This window comes from Colwellia sp. 6_MG-2023 (assembly GCF_030547765.1).
Classification (GTDB): Bacteria; Pseudomonadota; Gammaproteobacteria; order Enterobacterales; family Alteromonadaceae; genus Colwellia.
Genome location: NZ_JAUOPP010000030.1, coordinates 1 through 23647, shown reverse-complemented (window position 1 = coordinate 23647; position 23647 = coordinate 1). Strand labels below are relative to the sequence as shown.

The window sequence follows — 23647 nt, the reverse complement described above, 5'->3', positions numbered from 1 at the left end:
ATGCTAATAAAACCCATCGTACAACAACTAAAAAAGCAAAAGTTTTTTTGTGAAGTTAGGGCAAGTAAAGACATTCCGTCAATCGACGATCTAAGTAAAAGCGCAATATCACTACCCATTTGTTATTTACTGCCTGTAAAAGATGGTGGCGCACAAATCAGCTCAGACAACAGGCCTCGTCAGTCAATAAACTCAACGTATTCGTTTTGCATTATTGCCGAAGCCGGTGACTTTAACACGCTTGATGAACCACCAATAACACAAGCCAAAGAAAAGTTAATTGAAGCACTGATTGGTTTTTCACTATCAGAGCAGTACCGACCTATGTCATTTGTGTCTGGACAACATCAAGACGCAAATAAAAAACATGAATCGTGGGTGATGGGTTTTGAAGCCGCACGCACGTTTAAAAAGAAAATTTTGTAACCCCACTAAACAGGAGCATTCCATGCCCAAAAAAGTCATAACTCGCGAGAAAAACGGGGCGTGGTCGCGTATATCTACGCCATTGCCTTCAGAAGTCGCTCAAAAGAAACAGCCTAGCAAAGGTGTCGCTTCTTTGACAAAGCCAACTGAAAAAGTAGTAAAAAAAACTACTAAACCCGTCGAAAAAGCTAACAAGGAATAATCATGAAGAACGACTTTATACTACTCTTTGCCACTCAAACGGAAAAAAACGTACCTGAAACCCTTACCGGCGCCAATGTTGTTGAAACGGTCGACGGTGTTACTGTGGGTGAATACGATGGTGTTTTTGTTACTCGTAACCCTGACGGTGTTGTAGCAACACCCGGTGAAGAAATAAACACCAAACCTCACCAAAGCTTAAGCACAAAAATTGACATGGCCGGTTGTGGTAGTGATGCTAACGCCGTGGTTTTTGGTCCAATACTAGAAGCGTGTGGTTTTGTTAGAACCGAAGACGCCACACCAGGCGACGAAAAAGAAATATTTACGTTAGATAATACCGTCGACAGCCCAATATTAACCTTAGGCCGTCATGTTGGTAATAAAAAATACAACGTAATACCTGACGCTCGCGGTAATGTCGATTTTTCGTTTGACGCTTTTATAAGTATGTCACTTAGCTTTATGGGCGGCTATGTTCGCCCTGTAGAAGCGCCGTTTCCCGGTTCACTTGTTTATGATAATTATGCCGACCCTATCCCTGTAAACTGTGAAAACACTGTGTTAGCTCAGCTTGACGGTGAAGACCTTGTATTACACAACCTAAGCATTAAAGCAGGCTCTGGTGTAAACATGGTAAACGTACCAGGGCAAAAAGAAGCACGTCATAGCCCGTTGTTTGCCACAGGCTCAGTCACTATTCTTGCTGCTGACATTGGTGATAAAGATTGGTTTGAAGTAGTGGAATCGCATAACGGCGTTGTTCATGTTCCGTTTGAAGTAGAGCACGGCACAACCCAATACAACACCATCAACTTTAAGTCGTTAGGTGTGCAGTTATCTAAACCAACCGAAAGCTTTATTGACGGTGATGCTGCTTATCAATTCGAAATGGCATTTCAAGAGCCATTAGTAATCACACTATCGTAATTTATTTGTTATCTCCCTTAGTTCAACGTTAGAACACAGGCCCTAGCAATATTGCTAGGGCTTTTTTATTTATTTAATTTAACAACATTAACCACATTAGGAAAATCATGAGCCAATTAATCGGTAATACCCCAAAAGTAGACGTTCTTTGCACAGCCAAATTTTTAGAAGGAAAGAAAAAAATTGAAGTGCCGTTTAACGCCATTTTTACGCGATTATCTCGCAAAGAAAATAAATCATTAAAGCAACGAATTAACGACGCAATGCTAACGCTTCGCGCGCTATCTAAAGAGCTCGTTATTTTAGACCAAGACAATGCTTGCTTGTCAGACGATGGAAAAATCACATTAGCAGACGCTCGCTATTTAAAAACATTGGGTGACGACATTGATCCTAATTACTTAGACGATGAAGAAAAAGCAAAGCAGCGCGAAAGTATAAACGACAAATTAGACAACATCAGCGAAAGCATTTGTGCAGAAATTCGCGCAGGCTTGCATGAAATTAAAAACCTGAAAAACGCCAAAGCCGAAACAGTTCAGCATAGCGATGAACTCGTAGAAGAAATGTTAAATAACGAAGGTTATTTCACTGCATTGCGTGAAGGTCTTTATGCGTCAACTGGTGCGTTTGAGGAAAAACGTGCAAAAAACTAATAGCGCTAGGTAAGTGGTGGGGCAAGCAACAAAGCTCAGCCCCAAAACATAGCCGTAGCGCTAGACAGAAAAAAATAGAACAAGAAGCAAGTGCCATGGGATTAGATCAAGCATTTATTGAAAGGTCCCGAGCCAGAGCTGAAACAAAGAAAGAAACTACTACAAATTTTCACATTTGGTTCGAACATGTACCCACTTGGAATTTATTTTTAAAGCTACGACGTCAATTCATTATTGGCGGCATGGGTGGTTATTTTGGCATACCCATTATGGCCAAAGAATCACTTTTCAATATTGAACAAACCCCCTTAGAAGACCGTTCACAATTATTAGATGACATTCAACTAGTTGAAGACGGTGCATTGCAGGAATTAAATAAAAAAGATGGCAAATAAAAACTATCAAGTCGGCTTATTAATTACTGGCGATGCTAAGAACGGGGTTAAAGCAACCCAACTCACCAGAGATGGATTAAAAGACTTAAGCACCCAGCAAAAAAAAACGGGCAAAACCACAAGTGACTTATCCAGCAAAACAAGCTCAATGATAAGCAGCCTTGGAAAAGTCACAAGTGTTGTCGGTATAGCAACTGCCGCGTTAGGCACAATGGGTGTGGTTATGCGCACTCAAGCTATTACTGAAATGAAAGTAATGGCTGACACCTTAAATTTAAGCACACAAACATTATCTGAATGGACAACGGCGGGTGAAAAATTTAACGTCCAAGGCGATAAAATGGGCGATATTTTCAAAGATATTCAAGACAAGGTGGGTGACTTTGCCGCAAATGGCGGTGGTGAAGCAAAAGATGTTTTTGAAAAGCTAAATTTAGACATTAATGAATTTGTTGGCTTATCAGCTGATCAACAATTATTGAAAGTTGGAGAGGCGCTTGAGAATGTAGGATCGCATAGTGAAAAAATATACTTTTTAGAAGCGCTTGCTAATGATGCAAGTCGCTTATTGCCACTACTTGAAAACAATGCAGCAGGGTTAAAAGAAGCACAAAATGAAGCGCGATTGCTGGGTACATCAATTAGCGATATTGACGCTGAATCGGTTGCAGCGGCAGGTCGAGAATTTCAGAGAACGGCAGACATTGCGTCAGGGTTTGGCAACGAACTAACTATTGCTTTAGCACCGGCATTTGAAGGAATGAATGATTTAGTTGTTGATGCAATAAAAAGCATGGGCGGCTGGAGCAATGTGTTACCACAGGCCGTCAACCTGCTTTCCACGCTGTCTAAAGTTGCTGGTGTTGGTGGTGGTTTATATCTTGGATTGCAAGCAATGCCTTATTTAATGACTGCATCCGCAGCCGCTAGCAAGGTGCTATCTGTAAACATACTAGCTACATCATTAGCTTATTCAACAGGTGTTGGTCCTGTTTCATTGTTTACGTCATCACTTGCAGCATCAACCGCTGCAACTTGGTCAGCAGTTACCGCTTTTGGTGTGTTAAAAACAGCCGCATTAGGCATGTTTTCAGCATACGCGGGCTGGGAAATTGGCAGCTATTTAAGAGAACAGTTTGTTGAAGTTCGTGTTGCTGGTCTTGCATTCGTTGGCGCAATGGAAACAGGTCTAGTCAATTTATCTTATTCTTTTTCAGCAATTGCACCCAAAGCTAAACAAATATGGGGCGAACTAACAACTTGGTTACAAAATCAATTAGGGTCACTTTATGGCTTGATCGGTGACGGATTAGCAAAAATTGGCGCTGATGAAATGGCCGCCGGATATCAAGATTTTGCCGAAAGCTTGTCGGGTACCAGTGATATTGCAAAACAAGCGACGGAAGAGTTAGCAAACCTTGAGAATCAACGTAAATCTGACATAGAAACCGTAGACCGCATTATTGTTAGTTTAATAAATCACGAATACGCACAAACCGCTAGCACTGACGCGATTATTAAAGATACCGAAGCAAAAACTAACAATGTAAATACAGTAGCAAAAGAGCTTACCGCTAACCAACAATTAATTGTATCGCTAGGCCAACAATTGTCGATGCTTGGTTTAACAGAAGAACAAAAAATACTTAACACTAATTTAAGTAAATTATCTGCTGACGCAACAGAGCAAGAAATTGCAGCTGTAAAAGCGCTAAGTGCAGAGCAATACAAAGCCTCGAAAGGCAAAACAGCGCCCGAAGGACCAAGTGAGCTTAGCAAAGAATACGACGAGCTAATAAAACAAGTAGACGATTTTTCAGGCGCATGGGCAAGTGCTGGTAACGTTATTGTTGACACGTTTGGCACTATTGGTCAGCAAATGGATAAACTATTCGCAAGCCAAGAAAAATATGCTACCGCGCTTAAATTTAATCAAGAGCAACAAGCCAAAGTCGGTGCTGATCTTCAAAAACTTAAAGCCGAAGAAATAAGTTTAACTTATGCAAGCACTCAAGCAGAATTAAGTAGTTATTCATCTATTGCCGGTGCAGCTGCCGACATGTTTAGTGAAAAAACAGCAGCAGCTAAAGCGTTTCATGCAATAGAACAAGCAATGGCGGTAGCATCGCTTGCTATGTCCGTTGAAAAAATGGTGATGGGTACAGCTGAAACAGGCGTACACGTTGCTAACGAAACAACAAAACAAAGCGCTAATGGCTTAACCGCTATCACAAGTGCTTTTGCAGCTCCGTTCCCTGTTAATTTTGTCGCTGGTGCCGCCATGATTGGCATCATTGCAAGTTTAATTGGTGGTTCTTTTGGTAGCTCAGGCACAGCACCTGTATCAGCAGAAGTGCGTCAAGAAACCCAAGGCACAGGCACTGTGTTAGGTAGTGACGATAAATCAGCGTCAATTAACAACAGCTTAGAACGTCAAGAAGAATTACAGCTTGATCAATACGCTGAATTACGCGAAATGAACACAAGTCTTAACGACTTAAATAACAACATTACTTACCTAGCGAGTAGCTTTGTTAGCAGTTTTGGCAAGTTTGACGCAAGCAGCTATGGCGGTGAACTAGGTGAGAAAAGCACAACGTCAAAAATTGAAAGCTTATTACTTGGCGGCACTTTAACAAACCTAGACCCAACCGGTGTTTTAGGTAAAATTATTGGCGGGTTTTCATCAACTAAAAAAACGTTAATTGATTCAGGTATCAGCATTGTTTCACAGACCATGGGTGAAATAATCGACAGCGGTGTAGTTGACGCACAGCAATACTTCGATATTAAAACACGCAAAGAAAAGGGTTGGGGCTTATCATCTAAAACCACGTACAACACCGAATATGAAGAAATTGACCAGCAGCTGAAGTACGAAATGGCGCTTGTTTTTGGCAACATTGGCAGTTCAATTAATTCAGCAGTTGACGTTTTAGGTGTTGATTTAGCCAATAATTTAGACAACTTTGTTATTGATTTACCCAACATCAGTTTCAAAGATTTATCGGGTGACGAAATTCAAGCAGAGCTAGAAGCTATATTTTCTAGTCAGTCTGACTTAATGGCCACTTACCTGGTACCAAACTTACAAGAGTTTCAAAAAGTAGGTGAAGGGCTATACGAAACATTAATTCGTTTAGCGCAAGAGCAAGCCGTATTTAACTCAGTGCTTGAAATAACTGGCAATACACTAAACAGTATTGACGCAAACCAAACCATTGAAGCAACTCAAGCGATAATTGACTTTGCAGGGGGAATTGAAAACCTACAAAGCGCAGCAAGTGACTTTTTCAACGGTTTCTACAGTGAATCAGAGCAATTTGAATATAACCAAAAGCAACTGCTTGCACAGTTTGCAGCGTTAGATCAAGAGCTACCAGCAACGGCCGACGGCTTTAAAAAGCTAGTGCAAGGTTTAGATCCGCTTAACAAAGAAGAACAAAAGCTTTACGCTCAATTATTGTTATTGTCAGGTCAAACAGCAGAATACTATGAAACATTAGAAGATTTAAAAGCAGCACAAAGTGAAGCTATTTCATCACTAAAAACTGATATTTCAACGTTACTCGACGATTTACTTGGTCCAACTAACGACATTCAAACGTTAATCGACGCAGAAGAAAGCCGTTGGCAAGACCAGCAAGACGCAGCAGAAAAGCTTTACGAAACTGAAATGTCGCGTTACGAAAGTGCTTTAGACGCTGAAAAAACCTTAGACGAATACATCAACGGACTAGCGTTTAGTGAAAACTCAACATTATCAGAGCAAGACCAATTCAGACTTGCCCGTGATAACTTTGCATCTTCAACTAATCAAGCCGCAAACGGTGATTACTCAGCAGTTGCCGACGCAACAAGTGACGCAAGCCAATACTTAGAAATTGGTAAAGAGCTTTTTGGCACATCGTCTAACATGTATAAATCAATGTTTGCTGATGTAAACAAAACATTAACTGATTTACAAAGTGTTTATGCAGACTTTGAAGCACCCGAAGAACAAGTTATTGAAGAGTCAGCCGAGTTAATCAGCTTACGCGAGCAACTAGCAGCACAAGAAGCTGCAGCACAGCAAGCAGAAAACCAAGCCTTGGCTGATTTACTTGCCTCGCAATTAACTGAGCTTTCAGCGCTAAGTGGCGATAGCATCGACGCGCTAATTGAAAGCTTTAGTATTGATTTGTCAGAGCTAGGTGAACTGTTAAGCGTTAACTTAACCGAGCTTATTGACGTAACAAAAAACGGAACACTAAATAGCGAAGCAATAACAAACGCAAGTAACGTTATTGACTCAAGCAACAATGTGATCGCTTTTCCTGAAATTAATACGCCAATCGCCGTTAACCAGGCAGCAACAATAACAACAAGTGAAAGCCAAGCATCAACAGCAAGCAATACCGAAATGCTTGCTGAATTAAAGCTATTACGTGAAGAAGTGGCTGCATTAAGAGCTGACGCTAACGACAACGCAGACGATGCAGCAGCACAACGTGAAAGCCAAATATCCACGGCTGAAACGCAAACAGCTGAAATAGTACGCGGTAACTTAAGACAAGTGGCAGTGAGTTTATGATAACAGACCAACAATTTAATGAGTGGGCTCAATCATCAACAAAACACCCTGTTTTACTCGTAGAAATTAAACATAAAAGTGGCACTGTTTATTTGTCAGACCACTTTTATGCAACGGGCGCAGGGGAAACACCGTCGCATGTAAGTTACGACGTTTGCTTAAAAGAAACGGTATTAGTTGAACGAACGCTAGACGCTGACAGCTTAGGCGCTGTTCGCGTTTATAACGACGGCTCACTTGATCACTGGTTAGATTACCTATTTAAAGGTTATGAAATTGAAGTATTCATTGGTGATAAGTCATGGCCTAAAGCTGATTTTAAACGGCAATACAAAGGAATTGTAGAAAGCGTTGAATTAATATCAGCTACTACGTTTGAATTCAAATCAACGTTAGCAACAGCCGTTATTGAAACGAATATTTACAACGTAAACAACTTGTTTATAGCGGGTGATCCAGCAACAGGAACACCTATTTTTGTTGGTCTTAACGGAAGTTCGGCAGGTGAAAGGCTTTATAGAATAGCAAAAGATAACCAAGTCGATCGCGCAAGTGTTAGAATTTTTCACAATGGCTATGAAATGGGTGTAGGTATTTATGAACCACCAGTGTGGGTAGACATGGGTGATGGAAACAGTGCTTTTTATATACCTGACTTTCCAAATTCAGATTTTAATATAACCTTTATCTGCACAGCCACAGAAAAAAAGCTTAAATCCATGTTTACTACTATTTGTAATGAATATGGTCAAGCTTTCAACGCTGAAAATTTAGCAGCTTACCCCTTCGACCCGGACATTACGTTTTACGCAAACCAAAGTATGACGTTCCCTGAATTTCTAAATTTAACGCTAGAAACATTGGGCGCGTTGTTGTGGATTAATGACCAGGACGAAATAGAATTTTATCGCAAAGAAATACCTGACGAAATCAGCATTAACACAGTTACGAGTTGGATAACCCCAAACGATAACCCTATAATACAAGCAATTACCAAAGAAGATCCTGTGAGTACTTTGGTAGTTAGCAATAGCCCTTCAGATCATTTGTCTGGTGGTAGTACGTTTTATCAATACAACCCTGTTGATTTAGATTTTCCATATCGCATTCTTAGCATGACTAGTTATGCAGAAAACAGCGTAGCAATAATCGAAGCTCGACGCCTTGCTGACTTACTTAGTGTAACGCGCAGAACCTATTCAGTATCAATAGACCGAATATCGCCTGAAATACACATTGGCGCCATAGTAAATATTTACAGCCCAAAAGACCGTTGGAATAACGGCAACGAAGGGCTAAACGCATTAGTCGTTGGTTTTACGCAATCTTACAAATCAAACAAAAGTGAATTAATCGTATGGCGTTAAGTGACAAACTCAATATTTTATTTCCAATGGCCGTTAACGATGCGTCATTAACCGTAACACCAGCGCCCGTTGCAACGCTACCTGAAAGCGGCTTACTCAATAGCCGACGTGATCGTTTCATGCGCGTATTAGGCACAACCGCAACAATAAAGCTTAACGCAAATAAGCTCGATGTAGTGTCGGGGTTAGCGTTGGGATATCACAACTTAATAGACGGCTCAACTATACGTATTCGTTTATACGACGGGTTTAATCAAACAGGCAGCGTTACTCACGACAGCACAGCATTATCTGCTGGCACAATAAAACCGTTTGGCGAATGGGTACCAGGTGTTGACCCCGTAAACGCAGAATGGCAACTTGGGGATATTTTCCCACAACATTACTTTTACTCGTTTAGCCAGGTTACGTATCAATCAATACAAATTGACATTTCAGCACCCAACAATACCGAAATAGATATTGGCCGCTTAATGCTTGGTTACGTATTTGAACCAAAATGGAATTATGAATGGGGTAGTAAGTGGGAATGGATAGACGAAGGTGACGAAAACACAGCAAGCAGTTGTTACCGCGCGTTCACATTCGACTTGAACGACTTAGAAAACTTTGAAAATGATCGCTACGAATACGAAAAAATAAAAACAACAAAACAGGGTGATTTACTCTTGTGTTTACAACCTTCGGCAACAGGGCTAGAACGCTTAAAAAACACCGCTATTTGTAAACGTAATACTGACATTTCAAGAACAAGACACCGCGCAAACGCAAACAAACACACAGACAAATATAAAGAGATAGTTTAATGACTGACTTTTCAGCTCACAAAATAGCACCAGGCGATGCCGACTATGTAGCGAAATACAACGCATTGCTTGACGAATTAAATTCATCAATTGGTGCGATAAAAGACAATATTGGACCAACAACAGTATATGAGCCATCGCTTCATTTGTTTACTGAAAATCAAGATGTAAAAAAGGCGACAGGAAGTTTAATTGTAGACAGGGCTGATGAAGCCACTTTTTTTGATGATTACGGTGTTTTACGTATTGCAGCAGCAAATGAGTTACGAAGAAATAGCAAGGGTGCTTTAATCGAGCCCACAAGTAAAAATTGGCTTCACCCTAGCGACGGTTCGAATAATACGGCACTAGGATTTACAAAAGAAACGTTTAACTCTGTAAAATGGGCGGAAGAAAACGTACAGCGATTGACAGAAACGACAGATACAGGACAGCGGAGACTACGTGACACTACAGCAAATACAACTGATTTTGCTTTAGGAGATGTGTTTACAACTTCGACTTACGTTCAAACTTATGGTGATAGAGATAATATTGCAATTCTTGTCGAATTCGACGGCAGCAATATTGTAGAATTTATGCTGTCTGATGATAGCGTTGGTGATATTTACACGCCCAATCAAACGATAATAGACACTAAAATAACGAGATATAAGTCAGGTATATGTCGATTAGATATTACGATAGAAGTCACTAAAGTACCAAGTTCAAACACTGTTGGCTTGTGGTTGTTTTTTTCAAATGAATACGGCAACGGAAATACAACGTATACAGGCGATGGCGTTAGCTATCTAGATTACTTCGGATCGCAAATTGAAAAGCTACCGTTTGCAACAAGTTATATATTTACCGCTAATGATGCTGTAGAGCGAATTCAAGACAATCCTTACATTCAAAGTTTGGGGAATATCGCGGGTCAAAATTGCACAATAGCATTAGAAATTGAGCAAATAGGGATTATAGGGACGGGATATATATTTGCTTCATACTTAAATGGAAATGATTTTATTCGATTGTTTAATAATGGCGAAGGAAGCACTTTGAGACTTAGCTATGCTGAAGATGGTGAGGTCGTAAACCATCATCACAGTAATTTAGAAAACGGTGTGGCGGCAAAAATTGTATATACCATCACTAAAGACTTCGTTACAAAGTATTTAAATGATGAGGTTGGAGTATCAGTTGCAAATGAACATACATTTACAGCGACAAACTTACTAAATCAGCCTATTAGCTTTGGTAGTTACAGCCCTGGCTCTTTAGTAACTTGGTGTGGATATATCAAAAATTTTCGTATTTTTAAAGCGGAATTATCTGAATCAGACAGAGGGTTGCTTTAAATGACTTACACACCAACCCACGAAGAACTCGCCATTATCAACGCGAAACTTGAAGCACAGCAGGAACAAGAAAAGCTAGAAAAATTCGTTAAAACACGCGCTGAGCTAATCGCTAGAAACGTGGTAACAACAAGCACAGGCAAAAGGTTCGATGCTGACGAAAACAGTATGATTCGCTTATGTAACGCAGTAATTAAACACTTAAGTAAACCTGATGACCATATTGTTATGTGGTCAACCGCTGACGTTGGCACGGGTGTTATGGTTGAATGTACAAAAGCTGAAATTGTAGAAGCGCATTATTTAGCAACCGAATTTTTCGGCGATGTTTGGGATATAAATAAAAACAATTAATGCCGAACAAACCATAATATAAATTACCAAAACGTAAAAAATCTTACTAGTTCCTACCCACAAAAAAGAGAAATACTATGAAAAAACTACTATTTGCCATCATTTCGATGGTGCTTTTAAGTGCGTGTTCATTATCACCTGAAGAAGTTGCGCTAAAAAATAAAGAGCTTGAAATTTACGCCGCAGCAATGGCAAAACCGACAATCATTTGCACAAGCGGCTGTGAATATACAGACCCAAGGCGAAACATAACATTAGCAAAAGAAACTAACGGCTGGGATTTTGCGAATACACTCGTAAAAACCACCGCTAATGTTGCAATGACTGCCGTACCTTATGCTGCCCTTGGTGTTGTTGCCGTTGAAGGTATTAAAAGCTCAGGCGGCAATACTTACAACGACGGCTCGTTTAACAGTGAAGCGAATCAAGCCAACCAACAAAGCGCCGAAACGGTTAACGGCATAAAAGCCAACGGCAATGTAGACCAGTCGCAACATAATCAAAATAACCCCACTAGCACCACCAACACCGACAACAACAGCGTTAACGACTCAAATAACGGTGGTAACGACAACAGCACTACAACCCCCGAAACAATAGCTGAAACAACAGAAGAGGCGCCATAATGTTTATTACACTGTTAAAAGCAATGCGAACACTATTGGCCTATTTAATCATAGGCCTTTTTTTTGGCGCAATCGCAGCACCGCTCTTGCCGTTTATTAAAAATAACAACATGCCATTTCGCATTTGGTACTTACTCGACGTGCTCGTTTGTACGATTGCTCACAACACCAACATGCGAACAATAAGCGGCTTTACAGGGCAATACATAACAAAGCACAAACGCTTTTACTACTCAGCCAAGGTTATCGACTGGCTAGCGGAACTTTTTGGCGATAAGCCCGAACATTGCAAAAGGATGTATCAATGGGAAATAGAGCAGGGCATAGCAACGCAGTAATGCAAGTTGGGTGCTGGACGTTTGAAAGAAAATTAAACGGACAGCAATATTTCGCACGTAAAACAGCAAGCTTTGGTAGCGCGTTCTCAGCATCAGCAGTAATCACAATTACTGCTGATGTTCCAATAGTCGAATTGTTGATCAACAAAAGCGACGACACATTCACCAAGCGAGATTTTCAAAGCTTTAAAATATTTATCACTGAAAATTTAGGCTTTAAAAAAGTAACGTTCGACAGATTTAAACGCGGCAAACAGAAAGAGGTTACAAAAACAGTATGAGCATAACATTAGCGCAATATATTCAGCAAAATCCAACCGCAGAACTTCAAGACGTTCACGACTACACAGAAATATCTACAAGAATGCTATCAAGCAAAACAATGGGGCTTATTTTGTCTGAGCTTAATTTGTATTTGATAGTTGATGAAATATCCAAAGGTAAGCACGATACTGAAATTCTGGATGAAGAAGGCGTAGGTACTGGAAACTTTACGAACCATGCAGCTAAAGAAGCATGCTTGCTCATTGTTAACACGCTAAACGATGGCTCAAGTGACGGTGGTGATTTTAACTTTATCATTGGTGACGGCACTACCACAGGTGACAAGATAATCGCACGAACTGAGCATATGCGCGATGTAACAATGCCTGATTATTCGGCGCTAATAGATGCGTTATTAACTGAGTGCAAAGCTCAATGCAATAAGATTATTAACCCTTTTTCGGACTGTACCCAAGCTCAGTTAAACATGGCAAAAGGTACTTATACAAGCAAACCGATAACGTATATTTCTGGTAAATATATTGCGGTAATTCTTAATGAAGACTTGCCTGAGCGTGTAGCAGCTACATTATGGAAAGTGCGAGCAGGGTTTGTTCCGTCTAACGGGATGAAGAATGTTTATGTACAAGAAACAGGCAGCTACATAATTGAAATGACAGGTAAAAAATCAGGAGATTATGAAGTAAGAATACCCTTTGCCGATGTAGATTTTACAGTTGAGTTAATCTAATGACTGTCGCTTTACAGTTTAGTGGTAGTGACTACCTCACCCATGATGGCTTTAGCATCGGGAGTGCTGATGATTTTTCTATAAGAATCAAGGTCTCATCTCTTTCTAACGCTGCACATACTAGGTGGATTGGTGGGAGTACATATGCATCAACACAGCCTAGAATTATATTCCTAGCTAACACAGGAGTTGTTAGGTTTAACGGTGATAGCAGTAATCGAGAGTGGGCGATAGGTTTAGATGTAACTATAATGCAAGAAATAGAGTTCAGAAGAACTCTAGGTAGGCTTGACTTGTACATAGATGGAGCGCTACAGACTGGTGGTTTTGACTTAAACACAGATACAGTAACAAACTCAAGAATTGTTGGTGCTAATTTCGGAGCGGCAACTCAGCAAGGTCGGTTAGAATACTTAAAAGTAGATATTAATGGTACGCCTGAGTTAGATTTAAGCCCCACATTATCAGACCACAGCAACACAGGTAGTCAGCCTGTGATGATAGACACTGTTGCAGGTAATAATGCAACAGGTGTAGGGTTTCCAACCGACGGCAGCGTATGGGTTGACTTAGATGATTCAGGCACAGAACAATCAATCACCATAGCAACAACGCAGCAACTAACCCAATCTGAAACAGTTTCAGTCATGGGCATTGGCTTTGCTAACGCTATTATTTCAGAGTCAATCATACAATCTCAGCTAGTAAGCATTAACGAAACAGCGCAATTAAACGCAATTGTTAGCGAGCAAAAAACAGAAAGTACGTTACAGGCCCTTGCCACTATTAACAACGTATCGTCCGTTATTTGCGAGCAACTAAATGAAAGTTCAACGGTTAGTAACGAATCAACACAACTCGTTTACGCAGTACAAGCACAGCAATTAACACAATCACTTAACGTGAATGTGTCAGGTGACGGAACCCAAAGCGTTGACGTAATTGTTACTGAGCAAAAATCACAATCGCAAACAATAACGCTCGAGGAAGTCGCAAGCATTAAAGCGGTTACTTGCGAGCAATTAGCCCAAGCAGTTAACGCTAACGTATCAGCAATTAATGAAACTAACGCAATTACTGCAGAACAATTATCACAGTCGATAACAGTTAGTGTTGACGAATCAAGCGGCATTTTTGTATCAGTTGTTCACACCGAGCAATTAAGCGAATCAACACTGGCTGACATAAACGCTGACAGCATTATTAACGCAATAATAACGCAACAGTTAACTCAAACATCAACACAGCATATCAACGTTGACATAACGCTTGACGCAGTTATTTGCGAGCAGCTCACGCACGCTGAATTAATCACAATAATTGAACAGAATATCTCGCAACAACTCAGTATTGATATCGACCAAATAACGATAGAAATACTAACCCCCACGCACGAAATAGAAATGTTAACCCCAACTTACACAATAGAACACTTATAACGAGGCACTAAAAATGGCGAACTTCTCAAGCTTTAACTTCAAGAAAAATGGCGCACAACACTTAAAAGACAACGGCAAACTTTTAGCCTTAGCAATTGACGTAGTAAAAGCCGACACTTATGCACAAGCGAGCGCTAAAGTTATCGCAAGTGCAGCAATGACAAGTGGTGACGTTGCGTTAACAGAAGATAACGACGATTTAAAAATCACAGTGAATGGTAAATCAATTGATCCATCATCAACAGCTGCTGCTAACAATGACTTAGTTGTTTTAGTGTTAGACGATGTAAACGAAGAAGTCATTATTTGTAACGACGCAACCGACCGCGTTATTACCAATGAAGATGGTGACACCGTAACAATTCCGGCAATCGTTACTTTCATGCGCGAATTAGCAGCGGTAGCTTAATATGCAATTCAAATTTTCGTTTTACAAAGGGCAGCAGAACTCAGAAATATTACGAGTGAACATTAGCGACCCGGGCAATATTAGCGTTGTAAAAAATGAAGATGGCAATTTAGACCCAAGTAAAATAGACAAAATTGAACTTGTGGCCGGTGACGTTGTTATTTCGTCTGATAACGGTGAAATAACATGGGTGGGTGACATTTTCACTATTACCCCAAGCACTGACAACATCAATTTACTAACCCGACGCAGCTTTGCAGAGCTTGTTGTTTACAAAGACGACAGAAGCGCAACAGCCGCAAGTGGTTATATTCATATTGCCAACTGGTCTTAAATGAGATTTCCTTCTTTCTACACAGAATACACTTAAACTATTGATTTAATTTGCTTCGTACTTGTAGAAAGAAGGCATTTTGCCCGTGTGCAACGTGTTAGCAGGAATTGCTACCCTATCTTTAAAGTACAATTAAGATAGTACCTTCCTGTAAAATCACCTCTCGTTGTATAATCAGGATTTACACCAAGATTATTTAGCTCTTTATAGATGTTACCAACTTCTTCAAGCTTTTTATTTGCCTCGTTAGTTAATTTTTCGACTAACTCTATATCTTCTTTTTTAAACATTCTTTCTCTCCATTGATTTTAGTATTTAATAATTCACTGCTAACAACGCCGTGCAAGTCGGATTTATAACAGTTGGCTACGCCAAGAACCCTGTTATAAACCGCTTAACGCAAAGGTTATGTTACTAAACCAAGTACGCAGTATTACCATCCCAAGTTAATTTATTAGGGTTAAATTTCGGGTTTGATTTTCTATTTAAGTGTGCGTATTCTTCCACGCCGACTATTGAATTTTTATGCACATCTAACATATCGCCAAATCCAATAAAATGAGCTACGTAGTAATATCTATTTCTGGCTGCGCCAACGCTACCAACCCTACTTCGTGTTATTTTAAACGGCTGAATTTCGTAATCTCCAGATTCAAAAGTGTAGCCATTGGTTTTCTGTATAACTTTATTTGCAACTCTTACATTAATCTTCATTTTACTTTCCTTAATTTCAGTAACGGTAACATAACAACGCAAACCAACGGACAAGGCGAGCTTGCCGCTGTTCGCAAAAGGTTATAAGGCTAACCATTCGTCACGCTCTTTTGTTATCTCTTTGAGTATTTCTGCTCTTGTTTTTATATCCCCATCTGAGTTTCTATTATAAGGATTAAGAGTTTGGAAAAACTTCTTGGTTTTCTGTTTATTTTTCCCATCTTCTTTCCACTTTTTAACGCCCTTTATAGATACTTCTGTAAAATTGTATTGCATTATTTCACCCCTTAATAAGCCTTATAACAACCCACTCAAATCGGATTGCATAACAGTTGGTCGCCAACTCATTGTTAGAGCAGGCAACCGTTTAGTGCTAGGTTAGCAGGAATTAGCAATTCCTATATTAGATACCATAAAAAACAATGCGCTCATTATGCAAAGAATCGCCTTAAATACATTTTCTGGCTGTTTTTTCTGTGTAAACACTGTTAAAAAATGACCCGACATTACTAATAACAAAGTCGCGGATATTATATTTAAAATGAGCATAATCTCTCCAGTTATTAATTAGTTCGCCATATAACAATCGGCTCTAGGCTCGATTGTCGTTGCTCTCCATCGGCTAACCCTTGGGGTTCATCTGCTTGACCTAACCACGCTTTAACCACCTGTCCAAACCTATAGTTCATAATTCACCCTATATTATTAAGTAATTTTAAACAATGCTGAACGATACATTTTGAGCTCTGCAATTGACTCTCTAATATCAGCTAACGCTTCATGCTTGTATTGTTTTTTGCTAGTTATCTCTTTTTCAAGCTCGGGGTTAAATGCTCTAGCAGCTAAAGCTAATGCTGAAATATCTAACTGACGATAGTGCAAATATTCATGTAGCTTGGGCATTTGGCACATGAGGTATGAGCGATCAAACATAATAGAATTACCGGAGAAAGCAGCGCCTGTTTTTTCTTTACTATCGTATGACTCAATACCAAGAGCTTTCAAGTGTTCAATAATGCGCTGCTCTGCTTGTTCTAGCGTTAACGTAGAAAGCCTCACTTCATTAAGCAAACCACTCTCTGTATGCGTTTTTATAGCCCATTCATGAGACTTATTTATATCATCATCGTTGTGATGAATAACTAATCTCAACGGCTCACCCACTTGTTCTAAGTTAAGGTCTGTAACAATAAAGGCCAACTCAAATATAGGGTAATACTCCATTCCAAGCTTGCCGTTTTCAATTCGGCCATTTAAGCCACCTGTTTCTAAGTCACCATGTAAAAAATATTGCATAATTTTTCCGTAATAATTGCTAAGTTAAAATTTTAGTTTTTCTCTAACATATTTAATAAAAAGACCACTGGATTCAGAAGCTTCTTTTACCTTGCTTTCTAGTTGTTCGCGTAACTTACGTTCACGGTTTAAAGCTTGCTGCAATTCCATTGCAATATCATTATTAATTCTGCTTCCAATACGTTTTTCGTATCTATAATAATCACGATCAACTTGCTCTTGAAATACATCTAGTGCCGATGAAAGCACTTTGAAAGCAGGGCTGTGCCCTCTGTTATTTTTAATGTTATGTAATTTATCTTTGATTACATGAAGGTCATTTCTTAACGAATAGTACGCCCATTTCCGCTGTTCTAGGTTTAGTTTTAGTTGCTCTTTATCCATGATGATTTTTCCGTAATAATTGAACTGTCCGGAAATTCCGGATAGTTGGTTTTAATTAAGCCGCTATGCGACCTTGTTGTTCGTTACCTAGATTCGCTATTACTAACGCTTTTGGTATTGGAGGGCAAACCGCATTGCCGCATCGAGCCACTTGTTTTGCTTTTGATAACTTTTTGCCGTTGCTATCATGACTAATTAAATAATCACTTGGAAAGCCAGAAGCCGCGAACAATTCATGCGGTTCAAGCATTCGCATACCAATATCAATAATTTGATATTCTTCACCTTTAATAGTGATAAGCCCAAAGCGATCTTTAGTGGTAACTGTGTGTAAAGGTTTATCTAATTGGTGTGCAGTACCAGTGCCGTAATATTCAACTAAAAAGGCTCTTACTTCACCGATATGAAAACCACCGGCTGAAATAGTATGAACTGGTTCGTCGGTTCCATGGCCTATGTTGTCACCACGCATTTTAACCATGTGACTAGTGACTAAAGCGTTATGATCTTTAGCGGTAATTGTATGTAATGGTTCTTTAATATCTGAACCATCAACACCAGTGTAATGCTTTGCTATATGTGCCGAAACTAATGCAGATTTACCCATGCCTCCGGCTGTTATTGTTCCAAGTGGCTTTTCTACTGAATTACATTCAGATTTACCAAATTGACGATCAATAATTGGAGCGACTAAAGCAAAATGGCCACCTTTTACTTGTGCGCAAATTGTTCTTAGTGGTTCGTTGACTGACATATTCCTTTGCTTTGAGCTATTAGCAAACTCAGTAATAAATGGCGTGGCGCATTTACCTGGTACAATAAAAGGATTACTCGAGTCAATTACGAATTTTTGTAAACCTTTGGCAATTCTTGCCATAGTTTTTTCAGCTAGTGGCTTTTTACGATTGAATATAGACCGAACGGGTACAGTCCAATCAATAATGTCGGCTGCTGTTTTGAATGGCTTAAGTCCTTCTCCATGTGTCGGCTTTGGCCATACGATTGCTTTACCGTCATTTCTTGCCACTAAAAACAAACGCTTTCTAATAGTAGGTGTTCCGTAGTCACAGGCCTTTAATACCTTCCATTCAACGTTATAACCCAAGCCTTTTTCAATTCTTGATAAATCAAAATTATCACCCAAAGCAGCTTTGACATCTTCTATTGCTGGATGGTCAAGCGATAAGCCAGTCGATAAAGCCGCAACAAACGCTTTGAACGTTTCACCTTTTCGCTCTTTGCATGGCTTAGCGTTTCCGTTTTCATCGGTAATAACAGGGCCCCAAGTTAAAAACTCTTCTACATTTTCAAGCATTATCATTCTAACAGGCACAAGTGCAGCCCAACGAACAGCAACCCAAGCAAGGCCACGAATGTTTTTATCAACGGGCTTTGAACCCTTAGCTTTTGAGAAGTGTTTGCAGTCAGGAGAAAACCAAGCTAATCCAACTGGCTTGTTATTACATGCCTCTATTGGGTCAACGTCCCAAACTGATTCACAATAATGTTTAGTTTCGGGGTGGTTAAGTTTATGCATATCAATAGCATCTTTATCATGATTTATTGCTATATCAACATGACGATTTAAACCTAATTCCATTCCTGTACTGGCACCGCCACCACCTGCAAAGTTATCAACTACTAGTTCACCTGGTAAAAGCATTAGTCGTGCATCCCCATTTCAATTTCTTCGCACTGCTCCTTTATTTCAAGGAACAGCTCGCCAAATGATTCAATGTCAGCATCATCAAAACCAGCTGCCTCTAAATCATCAGTAGTTAAGTGATTAAACAATTTTCTTGTAGCAAGTACCGCATTTCTGCTTAGCTCTATTTCGTGTGTACTCATAATTACTAACCTATCGGTGTTAATGTATATACAATAACTTACCGTTAAATAAAGTTCTTGTCAATTAGTTTTTGTATATGCAATAATATAAATACATCAATAAAAGCAAGTTAATCATGGTCAGACCAAAAAAAAACAAAGACGAGTTAGCGAGTGACGTTATACCGCCAATTCGTGTTACTAAAGAACGTAAAGAAGCATACAAAAAAGCCGCTAAAGATAACGGCTTTGCTTTGTCGGCTTGGATTAAAAAAGTATTAGATAAAGAGGTGGGTTCGCAATAAAAAACCGACTACTTGAGTCGGTTTTGGTGAGCTATGTGGTTAAAAGTTTTTGGTGTATTCTCTTAGTTTTGTCAGTGAAACTTTTGCTTCATCTAATTCAACTATTTTGTCTAATTCTTCTGTATCGTCACATTCAGGGCAGTTATGCATTGATTGCTCTATATCTGTAATAAAGCTATCTAAATAAGCCTCTGCATCTTTTACTAATTCAACTCTTTCAATAAACCTTTCAAGGTAGGTTTCTAGATCGAGTTCAATTTGGCAGTGAGGGCAGTGGCCATCATTTTTTCTTCTGTCTTTTAAAGTAAAGTTTTTCTTGCAACACCAACATATCAACATTATTCAGATTCCTCTTTATAGTAGCGTATAACTTCGATACACGGATTAGCGGTATCGGTTTTAATCAGTAATGAGAAAACGATTTTTTCGTCAAAAACAAACTCTGTTTTATCGCAAGCACGGTAATACAAAACCTCACCTCGATTTTTAACAAAAGAACTTGTCCAACAATTTTGGCCAAACCTATGGTCAAAAAATGATTTAAGTTCATCATCTAACGTTTTATCGATTGCTGATTGCCAGCCTTTAATAATACCATCACGTTGTTTTCTTATTTCTTGATCCACACTGGCCAAATCAAAATCATTGAAACTAATCATTATTATCACTCTTAATTAATTCAGGTTTAGCAAATGGGTCCTTACCATTTACAGTAATTTTTTTGTCCATATCAAGCGATAAAAATCTAAACTTATTTACACCACCAACAGAAATGTTTTGTGCTGTATTTATAGGAAACTTATGCTCCATTACTTGAATAAAGTCTGAGGTAATATCTGCTTTGTGGCCAACCCACACATTTTCTCTTTGCAGTCCCAAATAGACTTTACTTGTCATTGGTGAAAATCCAATTTTTAGTGAATTATTATTTAATATTGCTTCCGCAACTGCTGAGAACTGTTCAAAATCAACATTTAGTTTATTTAATAATGGTGTGTCAAAATCTTCATCATCATTAATAACTGCATCGCTCTCGGCTTCTGTCATACCGCAAACTAAGCTAGCCATTTCTTGTAAATCAAAGTGGTCAATAGGTTTCATGTTAAATTCCTTTTTATTAGTTAAATTGTTTCAAAAATAGGTAGCGTGCTGACAAGTCTTCACGCATGAATAAAGGTAACAAAATTAATTTTGTTAGTGGCATTGCTTTTAATATGTTAAATTGATCTCTAGACATAGTTTTTACCTCACAGTTTTAGTTATGTTGCTTTAGTTGACGCTAAAGCGGTTGATAGGCTGTTGACGCAGCCTATTAATTTCACTTTTCAATTAATTCTTTTAGAAAAGCATCTATTTTACCTTGATCTTCTTCACTTAATTCTGGCAGCTCGTAACAGTGGCCTTTGCCGTTTGATGTTCTTTTTACTTTTCCTTTAATCACCCAAGCTGTTTTTTTCTTTTGTGGTTTTGTGTTTGGGTCTATAACTGGCGCGGTTAGTTGTTTAGTAATTTCTGCCCCCGAGTATTTGTTACTATCCCAAAAAAGCTTACAACTTTCGGCTCTGCGCTTTAATAGATCCATATCAATTTTTGTTTTTGTTACTAAGTCATGAAGCTTGCCTGCAGATTCAACGCTCATATCATTTGGTGTTCTGTAGGCTTCTATTAGCCATTTTGGTAATTTTGCGGCATTTCTGCATCGGTCAACCGTTCTTCGTGCAATATTTCGTTCACGTGAAATGTCAGCAGAGCTTGTGTATCTACCTTCTTCAATCCAACGCTCCATTACTACACCACGCTCGTAAACAGATGCTTGCTTGTGCATATTTCCTGATTCTGAAAGATGCTCCATTTGTTCATCAGTTAAGTCAGCTACCCACATTGCCAAAGCTGCATTACCTAAAATACACGCTCGGCGTCTTCTTGAACCGTCAGCTAATTCAAAAGCGCTGCCGTTTTTTATTGGTCTAGCGTAAACTTCAAAATCATTAATTTTATTCTTTTTAATGGTGGCAAGAATATCAGCAACACCATGTGCGTTAAGTAAATCCTGATCACGTTCGTTAAGATTAAAAACAGAAGTTTGTTGTTCTACTTTTCCAACTTCAATTACTTTGTAGGTAAAGGTAACCATTTTACCCATTAGCATTTTCTTATTGGTGTTGCCATAGTCACCACGATTTACTTTTACTCGGTTAACGGCTGGCATACTTGCGACAGGCCTTTGACTTTCTGCAGGTTTGTTTTTCAGTAATTCTTTAGCTAAATCATCAGGGCTTAAATTCAATCCTTTTAATTTTGACATTACAATTCCCCTTTGCTTGGCCATCTTGTTAATATTAGGCTGTTTAAAATCTCTGTGAATGCAGGTTCGAATATCGCTAGGGCATTTTTATAGGCCCCATGATTACTTCGTTCAGCTGATGCTTGTTCAAAAACGGTACGCATTTTTAATTGTGCTTTGGGTACTTCCTCAGTTTTTCTTATGTTGTGCTTGTAAACCATGCCGGGCCAAGTTTGCCTTATATAGTTGTCCATCATTCCGGCTTGTCTGTGAGTTCCGTTGTCAAAATGAGTAATTAGCACTTTTAATTCAGGCTCAAAACCATTGTCATCTATGTCTTCTATCATTGCTAACATCATGCTGAAAAACTGACTAGTGCTAATGTAATCGGCATAAATTGCAGGGGTTGGACATAGTATTAAATCAGCCGCAAAAACCATGTTAATAGTGATATCTGAAAGGTCTGGTGTTCCGTCAACAATAACAAAGTCGTAATTATCTTTTACGGTTTCAAGCCCTGCTTGCAGTATTAAGTGATGTGGAATATCAAGCTTTCCGCTTTCAGCTAATTTAGGAAGTTCTAGTTTTATTCTATCGACAGATGGGTTTGAAGGTATTAGGTCTAGCCCCGGCCAGTACGTGTTAACAATAGAGTAAGATAAATCTACCTCGTCACCCAAGTAAAAGGGTAGCAATGTGTTTTCATCAGCAACACGCATTGGTGTATACCCGTGATATAAGCTTGTTGTTCCTTGTGGGTCATGGTCAACTAATAAGACCCTATAACCTTGCAGCGCTAACCATTGTGCAAGGTGAACTGATACAGATGTTTTCCATCCGCCACCTTTGTGGCCGCAAACTGAAACAACTAATGGATCATCACCTTCTTTTCTATATGGTGCAGTGTCGAACAACTCTCGCATTTCATTTATTTGATAAATAGAGTAACCAATTCTTCTACCGTTTTCGCCCAGTTCTGGTGGTGGTAACCGGCCATTGGTTTCAGCTTTGTCTATTGCTGTTTTAGATATACCAACTAGCTTGGCTGCATCACCAACCCCCCAACGACGCTTAATAACTCTGTCTTCATAATTAGAGCTTCCAAACTGTTTTTGTTCAACCAGTTTAGCCAGGTGTTGTGAGTTATTAAGTGCATTTATTAGCGTCTCTTTTAAGCGCATTTGTTAATTCCCTTACGGTGGTTTCGTTATTTACACCTAGTTTATATTTTTATTGTAGGTTGTCAATATTTTTATTAAATAAGCCGTAAAATGCAAACCTTTAGCGCTTTTATTTTGTTATTTGTATCTTGTTACAGGGTAGTTCCGCTTTTAATTCGCTCTTAGCTATTAATATAAAGGGCTTTAGATGCATAACTAAATAACAGGAACCATACGAGAATGCATCATCACCCATGAAAACCATATTACCTTTCATAAGTTATTAATTCTTACGGCAATGCAATAAAAATATATATCCGCTTCATACATCGACAAAGCTGTTGCCGTGTATGATGGATAATATAATACACGGCAACAACATATATACTGAATTACATACATGGAAACATACATAGAAACATGTTACCGTGTACGATATCAATTACGACTATACGTATAGTCGTAATT

Annotated in this window: 31 protein-coding genes; 18 read left to right on the top strand and 13 right to left on the bottom strand. The window is 39.1% G+C overall.

The window, feature by feature from the left end; translation table 11 throughout:
- The 17 genes from Q4503_RS16510 (at position 1) to Q4503_RS16430 (ending at position 15209) form a co-directional block, all read left to right on the top strand.
- Positions 1 to 426 (top strand): hypothetical protein, encoded by a 426-nt coding sequence (locus Q4503_RS16510; RefSeq protein ID WP_303602935.1) that lies wholly within the window; start codon positions 1 to 3, stop codon positions 424 to 426.
- Positions 427 to 448: 22 nt separating this feature from the next.
- A complete protein-coding gene (locus Q4503_RS16505) occupies positions 449 to 628 on the top strand; it encodes a hypothetical protein (protein ID WP_303602934.1) in 180 nt (59 codons plus the stop codon).
- 2 nt (positions 629 to 630) lie between these two features.
- Positions 631 to 1557, top strand: a complete 927-nt coding sequence (locus Q4503_RS16500) for a hypothetical protein (protein ID WP_303602933.1) — start codon at positions 631 to 633, stop codon at positions 1555 to 1557.
- Between the two features lie 107 nt (positions 1558 to 1664).
- Entirely contained in the window at positions 1665 to 2213 is a 549-nt protein-coding gene (locus tag Q4503_RS16495; RefSeq protein ID WP_303602932.1) for a hypothetical protein, read from the top strand.
- A gap of 95 nt (positions 2214 to 2308) precedes the next feature.
- Positions 2309 to 2608 carry a DUF1799 domain-containing protein gene (locus Q4503_RS16490; RefSeq protein ID WP_303602931.1) on the top strand — a complete coding sequence of 100 codons (300 nt, stop codon included), beginning with the start codon at positions 2309 to 2311 and terminating at the stop codon, positions 2606 to 2608.
- The gene (locus tag Q4503_RS16485) at positions 2598 to 7181 is read left to right on the top strand and encodes a hypothetical protein (RefSeq protein ID WP_303602930.1); all 4584 of its coding nucleotides are present in this window, start codon (positions 2598 to 2600) and stop codon (positions 7179 to 7181) included. The genes Q4503_RS16490 and Q4503_RS16485 overlap by 11 nt, the downstream gene beginning before the upstream one ends.
- Positions 7178 to 8548 carry a hypothetical protein gene (locus Q4503_RS16480; RefSeq protein WP_303602929.1) on the top strand — a complete coding sequence of 457 codons (1371 nt, stop codon included), beginning with the start codon at positions 7178 to 7180 and terminating at the stop codon, positions 8546 to 8548. Before Q4503_RS16485 ends, Q4503_RS16480 begins: the two co-directional genes overlap by 4 nt.
- Entirely contained in the window at positions 8539 to 9354 is an 816-nt protein-coding gene (locus tag Q4503_RS16475) for a hypothetical protein (protein WP_303602928.1), read from the top strand. Before Q4503_RS16480 ends, Q4503_RS16475 begins: the two co-directional genes overlap by 10 nt.
- Positions 9354 to 10694, top strand: a complete 1341-nt coding sequence (locus Q4503_RS16470; RefSeq protein ID WP_303602927.1) for a hypothetical protein — start codon at positions 9354 to 9356, stop codon at positions 10692 to 10694. The genes Q4503_RS16475 and Q4503_RS16470 overlap by 1 nt, the downstream gene beginning before the upstream one ends.
- On the top strand, positions 10695 to 11048 hold the full coding sequence (locus Q4503_RS16465) for a prefoldin domain-containing protein (RefSeq protein ID WP_303602926.1): 354 nt from the start codon (positions 10695 to 10697) through the stop codon (positions 11046 to 11048). It begins immediately after the preceding gene.
- A 77-nt stretch (positions 11049 to 11125) separates the two neighbouring features.
- Positions 11126 to 11674 carry a hypothetical protein gene (locus tag Q4503_RS16460; protein ID WP_303602925.1) on the top strand — a complete coding sequence of 183 codons (549 nt, stop codon included), beginning with the start codon at positions 11126 to 11128 and terminating at the stop codon, positions 11672 to 11674.
- Entirely contained in the window at positions 11674 to 12012 is a 339-nt protein-coding gene (locus Q4503_RS16455) for a hypothetical protein (RefSeq protein WP_303602924.1), read from the top strand. Before Q4503_RS16460 ends, Q4503_RS16455 begins: the two co-directional genes overlap by 1 nt.
- The gene (locus Q4503_RS16450; protein WP_303602923.1) at positions 11979 to 12293 is read left to right on the top strand and encodes a hypothetical protein; all 315 of its coding nucleotides are present in this window, start codon (positions 11979 to 11981) and stop codon (positions 12291 to 12293) included. Before Q4503_RS16455 ends, Q4503_RS16450 begins: the two co-directional genes overlap by 34 nt.
- Positions 12290 to 13027: a hypothetical protein gene (locus tag Q4503_RS16445; RefSeq protein ID WP_303602922.1), complete on the top strand. Its 738-nt coding sequence runs from the start codon at positions 12290 to 12292 to the stop codon at positions 13025 to 13027. The genes Q4503_RS16450 and Q4503_RS16445 overlap by 4 nt, the downstream gene beginning before the upstream one ends.
- Complete coding sequence (locus Q4503_RS16440; protein WP_303602921.1) at positions 13027 to 14466, top strand: hypothetical protein; 1440 nt, start codon at positions 13027 to 13029, stop codon at positions 14464 to 14466. The genes Q4503_RS16445 and Q4503_RS16440 overlap by 1 nt, the downstream gene beginning before the upstream one ends.
- Before the next feature lie 13 nt (positions 14467 to 14479).
- Positions 14480 to 14875: a hypothetical protein gene (locus tag Q4503_RS16435; protein ID WP_303602920.1), complete on the top strand. Its 396-nt coding sequence runs from the start codon at positions 14480 to 14482 to the stop codon at positions 14873 to 14875.
- Position 14876: 1 nt separating this feature from the next.
- On the top strand, positions 14877 to 15209 hold the full coding sequence (locus Q4503_RS16430) for a hypothetical protein (RefSeq protein ID WP_303602919.1): 333 nt from the start codon (positions 14877 to 14879) through the stop codon (positions 15207 to 15209).
- Positions 15210 to 15319: 110 nt separating this feature from the next.
- On the opposite strand, the gene Q4503_RS16425 is transcribed toward Q4503_RS16430, so the two are convergent.
- The 8 genes from Q4503_RS16425 to Q4503_RS16390 form a co-directional block, all read right to left on the bottom strand.
- Positions 15320 to 15499 (bottom strand): hypothetical protein, encoded by a 180-nt coding sequence (locus tag Q4503_RS16425; RefSeq protein WP_303602918.1) that lies wholly within the window; start codon positions 15497 to 15499, stop codon positions 15320 to 15322.
- A 124-nt stretch (positions 15500 to 15623) separates the two neighbouring features.
- The gene (locus Q4503_RS16420; RefSeq protein WP_303602917.1) at positions 15624 to 15923 is read right to left on the bottom strand and encodes a hypothetical protein; all 300 of its coding nucleotides are present in this window, start codon (positions 15921 to 15923) and stop codon (positions 15624 to 15626) included.
- Positions 15924 to 16004: 81 nt separating this feature from the next.
- Positions 16005 to 16199, bottom strand: a complete 195-nt coding sequence (locus tag Q4503_RS16415) for a hypothetical protein (protein ID WP_303602916.1) — start codon at positions 16197 to 16199, stop codon at positions 16005 to 16007.
- 287 nt (positions 16200 to 16486) lie between these two features.
- Entirely contained in the window at positions 16487 to 16612 is a 126-nt protein-coding gene (locus Q4503_RS16410) for a hypothetical protein (protein WP_303602915.1), read from the bottom strand.
- Positions 16613 to 16628: 16 nt separating this feature from the next.
- Positions 16629 to 17219: an oligoribonuclease gene (gene orn, locus Q4503_RS16405; RefSeq protein WP_303602914.1), complete on the bottom strand. Its 591-nt coding sequence runs from the start codon at positions 17217 to 17219 to the stop codon at positions 16629 to 16631.
- A gap of 24 nt (positions 17220 to 17243) precedes the next feature.
- A complete protein-coding gene (locus tag Q4503_RS16400; RefSeq protein ID WP_303602913.1) occupies positions 17244 to 17603 on the bottom strand; it encodes a hypothetical protein in 360 nt (119 codons plus the stop codon).
- 55 nt (positions 17604 to 17658) lie between these two features.
- On the bottom strand, positions 17659 to 19266 hold the full coding sequence (locus Q4503_RS16395) for a DNA cytosine methyltransferase (RefSeq protein ID WP_303602912.1): 1608 nt from the start codon (positions 19264 to 19266) through the stop codon (positions 17659 to 17661).
- The gene (locus Q4503_RS16390; RefSeq protein WP_303602911.1) at positions 19266 to 19451 is read right to left on the bottom strand and encodes a hypothetical protein; all 186 of its coding nucleotides are present in this window, start codon (positions 19449 to 19451) and stop codon (positions 19266 to 19268) included. The genes Q4503_RS16395 and Q4503_RS16390 overlap by 1 nt, the downstream gene beginning before the upstream one ends.
- A gap of 116 nt (positions 19452 to 19567) precedes the next feature.
- On the opposite strand from Q4503_RS16390, the gene Q4503_RS16385 reads away from it, so the two are divergent.
- Positions 19568 to 19735, top strand: coding sequence for a hypothetical protein (locus Q4503_RS16385; protein WP_303602910.1), 168 nt, complete (start codon positions 19568 to 19570; stop codon positions 19733 to 19735).
- Between the two features lie 39 nt (positions 19736 to 19774).
- Here the strand turns inward: Q4503_RS16385 and Q4503_RS16380 are convergent, their stop codons facing one another.
- The 5 genes from Q4503_RS16380 to Q4503_RS16360 all read right to left on the bottom strand — a co-directional run bounded on the left by Q4503_RS16380 (position 19775) and on the right by Q4503_RS16360 (position 23200).
- Entirely contained in the window at positions 19775 to 20074 is a 300-nt protein-coding gene (locus Q4503_RS16380; RefSeq protein ID WP_303602909.1) for a hypothetical protein, read from the bottom strand.
- On the bottom strand, positions 20074 to 20394 hold the full coding sequence (locus Q4503_RS16375; RefSeq protein WP_303602908.1) for a hypothetical protein: 321 nt from the start codon (positions 20392 to 20394) through the stop codon (positions 20074 to 20076). Before Q4503_RS16375 ends, Q4503_RS16380 begins: the two co-directional genes overlap by 1 nt.
- Positions 20387 to 20836, bottom strand: a complete 450-nt coding sequence (locus tag Q4503_RS16370; protein WP_303602907.1) for a hypothetical protein — start codon at positions 20834 to 20836, stop codon at positions 20387 to 20389. Before Q4503_RS16370 ends, Q4503_RS16375 begins: the two co-directional genes overlap by 8 nt.
- Before the next feature lie 217 nt (positions 20837 to 21053).
- Positions 21054 to 22040: a ParB N-terminal domain-containing protein gene (locus Q4503_RS16365; RefSeq protein ID WP_303602906.1), complete on the bottom strand. Its 987-nt coding sequence runs from the start codon at positions 22038 to 22040 to the stop codon at positions 21054 to 21056.
- Entirely contained in the window at positions 22040 to 23200 is a 1161-nt protein-coding gene (locus tag Q4503_RS16360; RefSeq protein ID WP_303602905.1) for an AAA family ATPase, read from the bottom strand. The genes Q4503_RS16365 and Q4503_RS16360 overlap by 1 nt, the downstream gene beginning before the upstream one ends.
- Between the last annotated feature and the right edge of the window lie 447 nt (positions 23201 to 23647).

Coding starts and splice junctions, on each gene's coding strand:
- Q4503_RS16490 (WP_303602931.1), top strand. CDS start 2,309: ATGGGATTAGATCAAGCATTTATTGAAAGGTCCCGAGCCAGAGCTGAA.
- Q4503_RS16420 (WP_303602917.1), bottom strand. CDS start 15,923: ATGAAGATTAATGTAAGAGTTGCAAATAAAGTTATACAGAAAACCAAT.
- Q4503_RS16510 (WP_303602935.1), top strand. CDS start 1: ATGCTAATAAAACCCATCGTACAACAACTAAAAAAGCAAAAGTTTTTT.
- Q4503_RS16415 (WP_303602916.1), bottom strand. CDS start 16,199: ATGCAATACAATTTTACAGAAGTATCTATAAAGGGCGTTAAAAAGTGG.
- Q4503_RS16385 (WP_303602910.1), top strand. CDS start 19,568: ATGGTCAGACCAAAAAAAAACAAAGACGAGTTAGCGAGTGACGTTATA.
- Q4503_RS16395 (WP_303602912.1), bottom strand. CDS start 19,266: ATGCTTTTACCAGGTGAACTAGTAGTTGATAACTTTGCAGGTGGTGGC.
- Q4503_RS16445 (WP_303602922.1), top strand. CDS start 12,290: ATGAGCATAACATTAGCGCAATATATTCAGCAAAATCCAACCGCAGAA.
- Q4503_RS16485 (WP_303602930.1), top strand. CDS start 2,598: ATGGCAAATAAAAACTATCAAGTCGGCTTATTAATTACTGGCGATGCT.
- Q4503_RS16410 (WP_303602915.1), bottom strand. CDS start 16,612: ATGAACTATAGGTTTGGACAGGTGGTTAAAGCGTGGTTAGGTCAAGCA.
- Q4503_RS16450 (WP_303602923.1), top strand. CDS start 11,979: ATGGGAAATAGAGCAGGGCATAGCAACGCAGTAATGCAAGTTGGGTGC.
- Q4503_RS16440 (WP_303602921.1), top strand. CDS start 13,027: ATGACTGTCGCTTTACAGTTTAGTGGTAGTGACTACCTCACCCATGAT.
- Q4503_RS16365 (WP_303602906.1), bottom strand. CDS start 22,040: ATGTCAAAATTAAAAGGATTGAATTTAAGCCCTGATGATTTAGCTAAA.
- Q4503_RS16455 (WP_303602924.1), top strand. CDS start 11,674: ATGTTTATTACACTGTTAAAAGCAATGCGAACACTATTGGCCTATTTA.
- Q4503_RS16495 (WP_303602932.1), top strand. CDS start 1,665: ATGAGCCAATTAATCGGTAATACCCCAAAAGTAGACGTTCTTTGCACA.
- Q4503_RS16375 (WP_303602908.1), bottom strand. CDS start 20,394: ATGATTAGTTTCAATGATTTTGATTTGGCCAGTGTGGATCAAGAAATA.
- Q4503_RS16460 (WP_303602925.1), top strand. CDS start 11,126: ATGAAAAAACTACTATTTGCCATCATTTCGATGGTGCTTTTAAGTGCG.
- Q4503_RS16390 (WP_303602911.1), bottom strand. CDS start 19,451: ATGAGTACACACGAAATAGAGCTAAGCAGAAATGCGGTACTTGCTACA.
- Q4503_RS16475 (WP_303602928.1), top strand. CDS start 8,539: ATGGCGTTAAGTGACAAACTCAATATTTTATTTCCAATGGCCGTTAAC.
- Q4503_RS16500 (WP_303602933.1), top strand. CDS start 631: ATGAAGAACGACTTTATACTACTCTTTGCCACTCAAACGGAAAAAAAC.
- Q4503_RS16430 (WP_303602919.1), top strand. CDS start 14,877: ATGCAATTCAAATTTTCGTTTTACAAAGGGCAGCAGAACTCAGAAATA.
- Q4503_RS16470 (WP_303602927.1), top strand. CDS start 9,354: ATGACTGACTTTTCAGCTCACAAAATAGCACCAGGCGATGCCGACTAT.
- Q4503_RS16435 (WP_303602920.1), top strand. CDS start 14,480: ATGGCGAACTTCTCAAGCTTTAACTTCAAGAAAAATGGCGCACAACAC.
- Q4503_RS16400 (WP_303602913.1), bottom strand. CDS start 17,603: ATGGATAAAGAGCAACTAAAACTAAACCTAGAACAGCGGAAATGGGCG.
- Q4503_RS16360 (WP_303602905.1), bottom strand. CDS start 23,200: ATGCGCTTAAAAGAGACGCTAATAAATGCACTTAATAACTCACAACAC.
- Q4503_RS16370 (WP_303602907.1), bottom strand. CDS start 20,836: ATGAAACCTATTGACCACTTTGATTTACAAGAAATGGCTAGCTTAGTT.
- Q4503_RS16480 (WP_303602929.1), top strand. CDS start 7,178: ATGATAACAGACCAACAATTTAATGAGTGGGCTCAATCATCAACAAAA.
- Q4503_RS16380 (WP_303602909.1), bottom strand. CDS start 20,074: ATGTTGATATGTTGGTGTTGCAAGAAAAACTTTACTTTAAAAGACAGA.
- Q4503_RS16505 (WP_303602934.1), top strand. CDS start 449: ATGCCCAAAAAAGTCATAACTCGCGAGAAAAACGGGGCGTGGTCGCGT.
- Q4503_RS16465 (WP_303602926.1), top strand. CDS start 10,695: ATGACTTACACACCAACCCACGAAGAACTCGCCATTATCAACGCGAAA.
- Q4503_RS16425 (WP_303602918.1), bottom strand. CDS start 15,499: ATGTTTAAAAAAGAAGATATAGAGTTAGTCGAAAAATTAACTAACGAG.
- orn (WP_303602914.1), bottom strand. CDS start 17,219: ATGCAATATTTTTTACATGGTGACTTAGAAACAGGTGGCTTAAATGGC.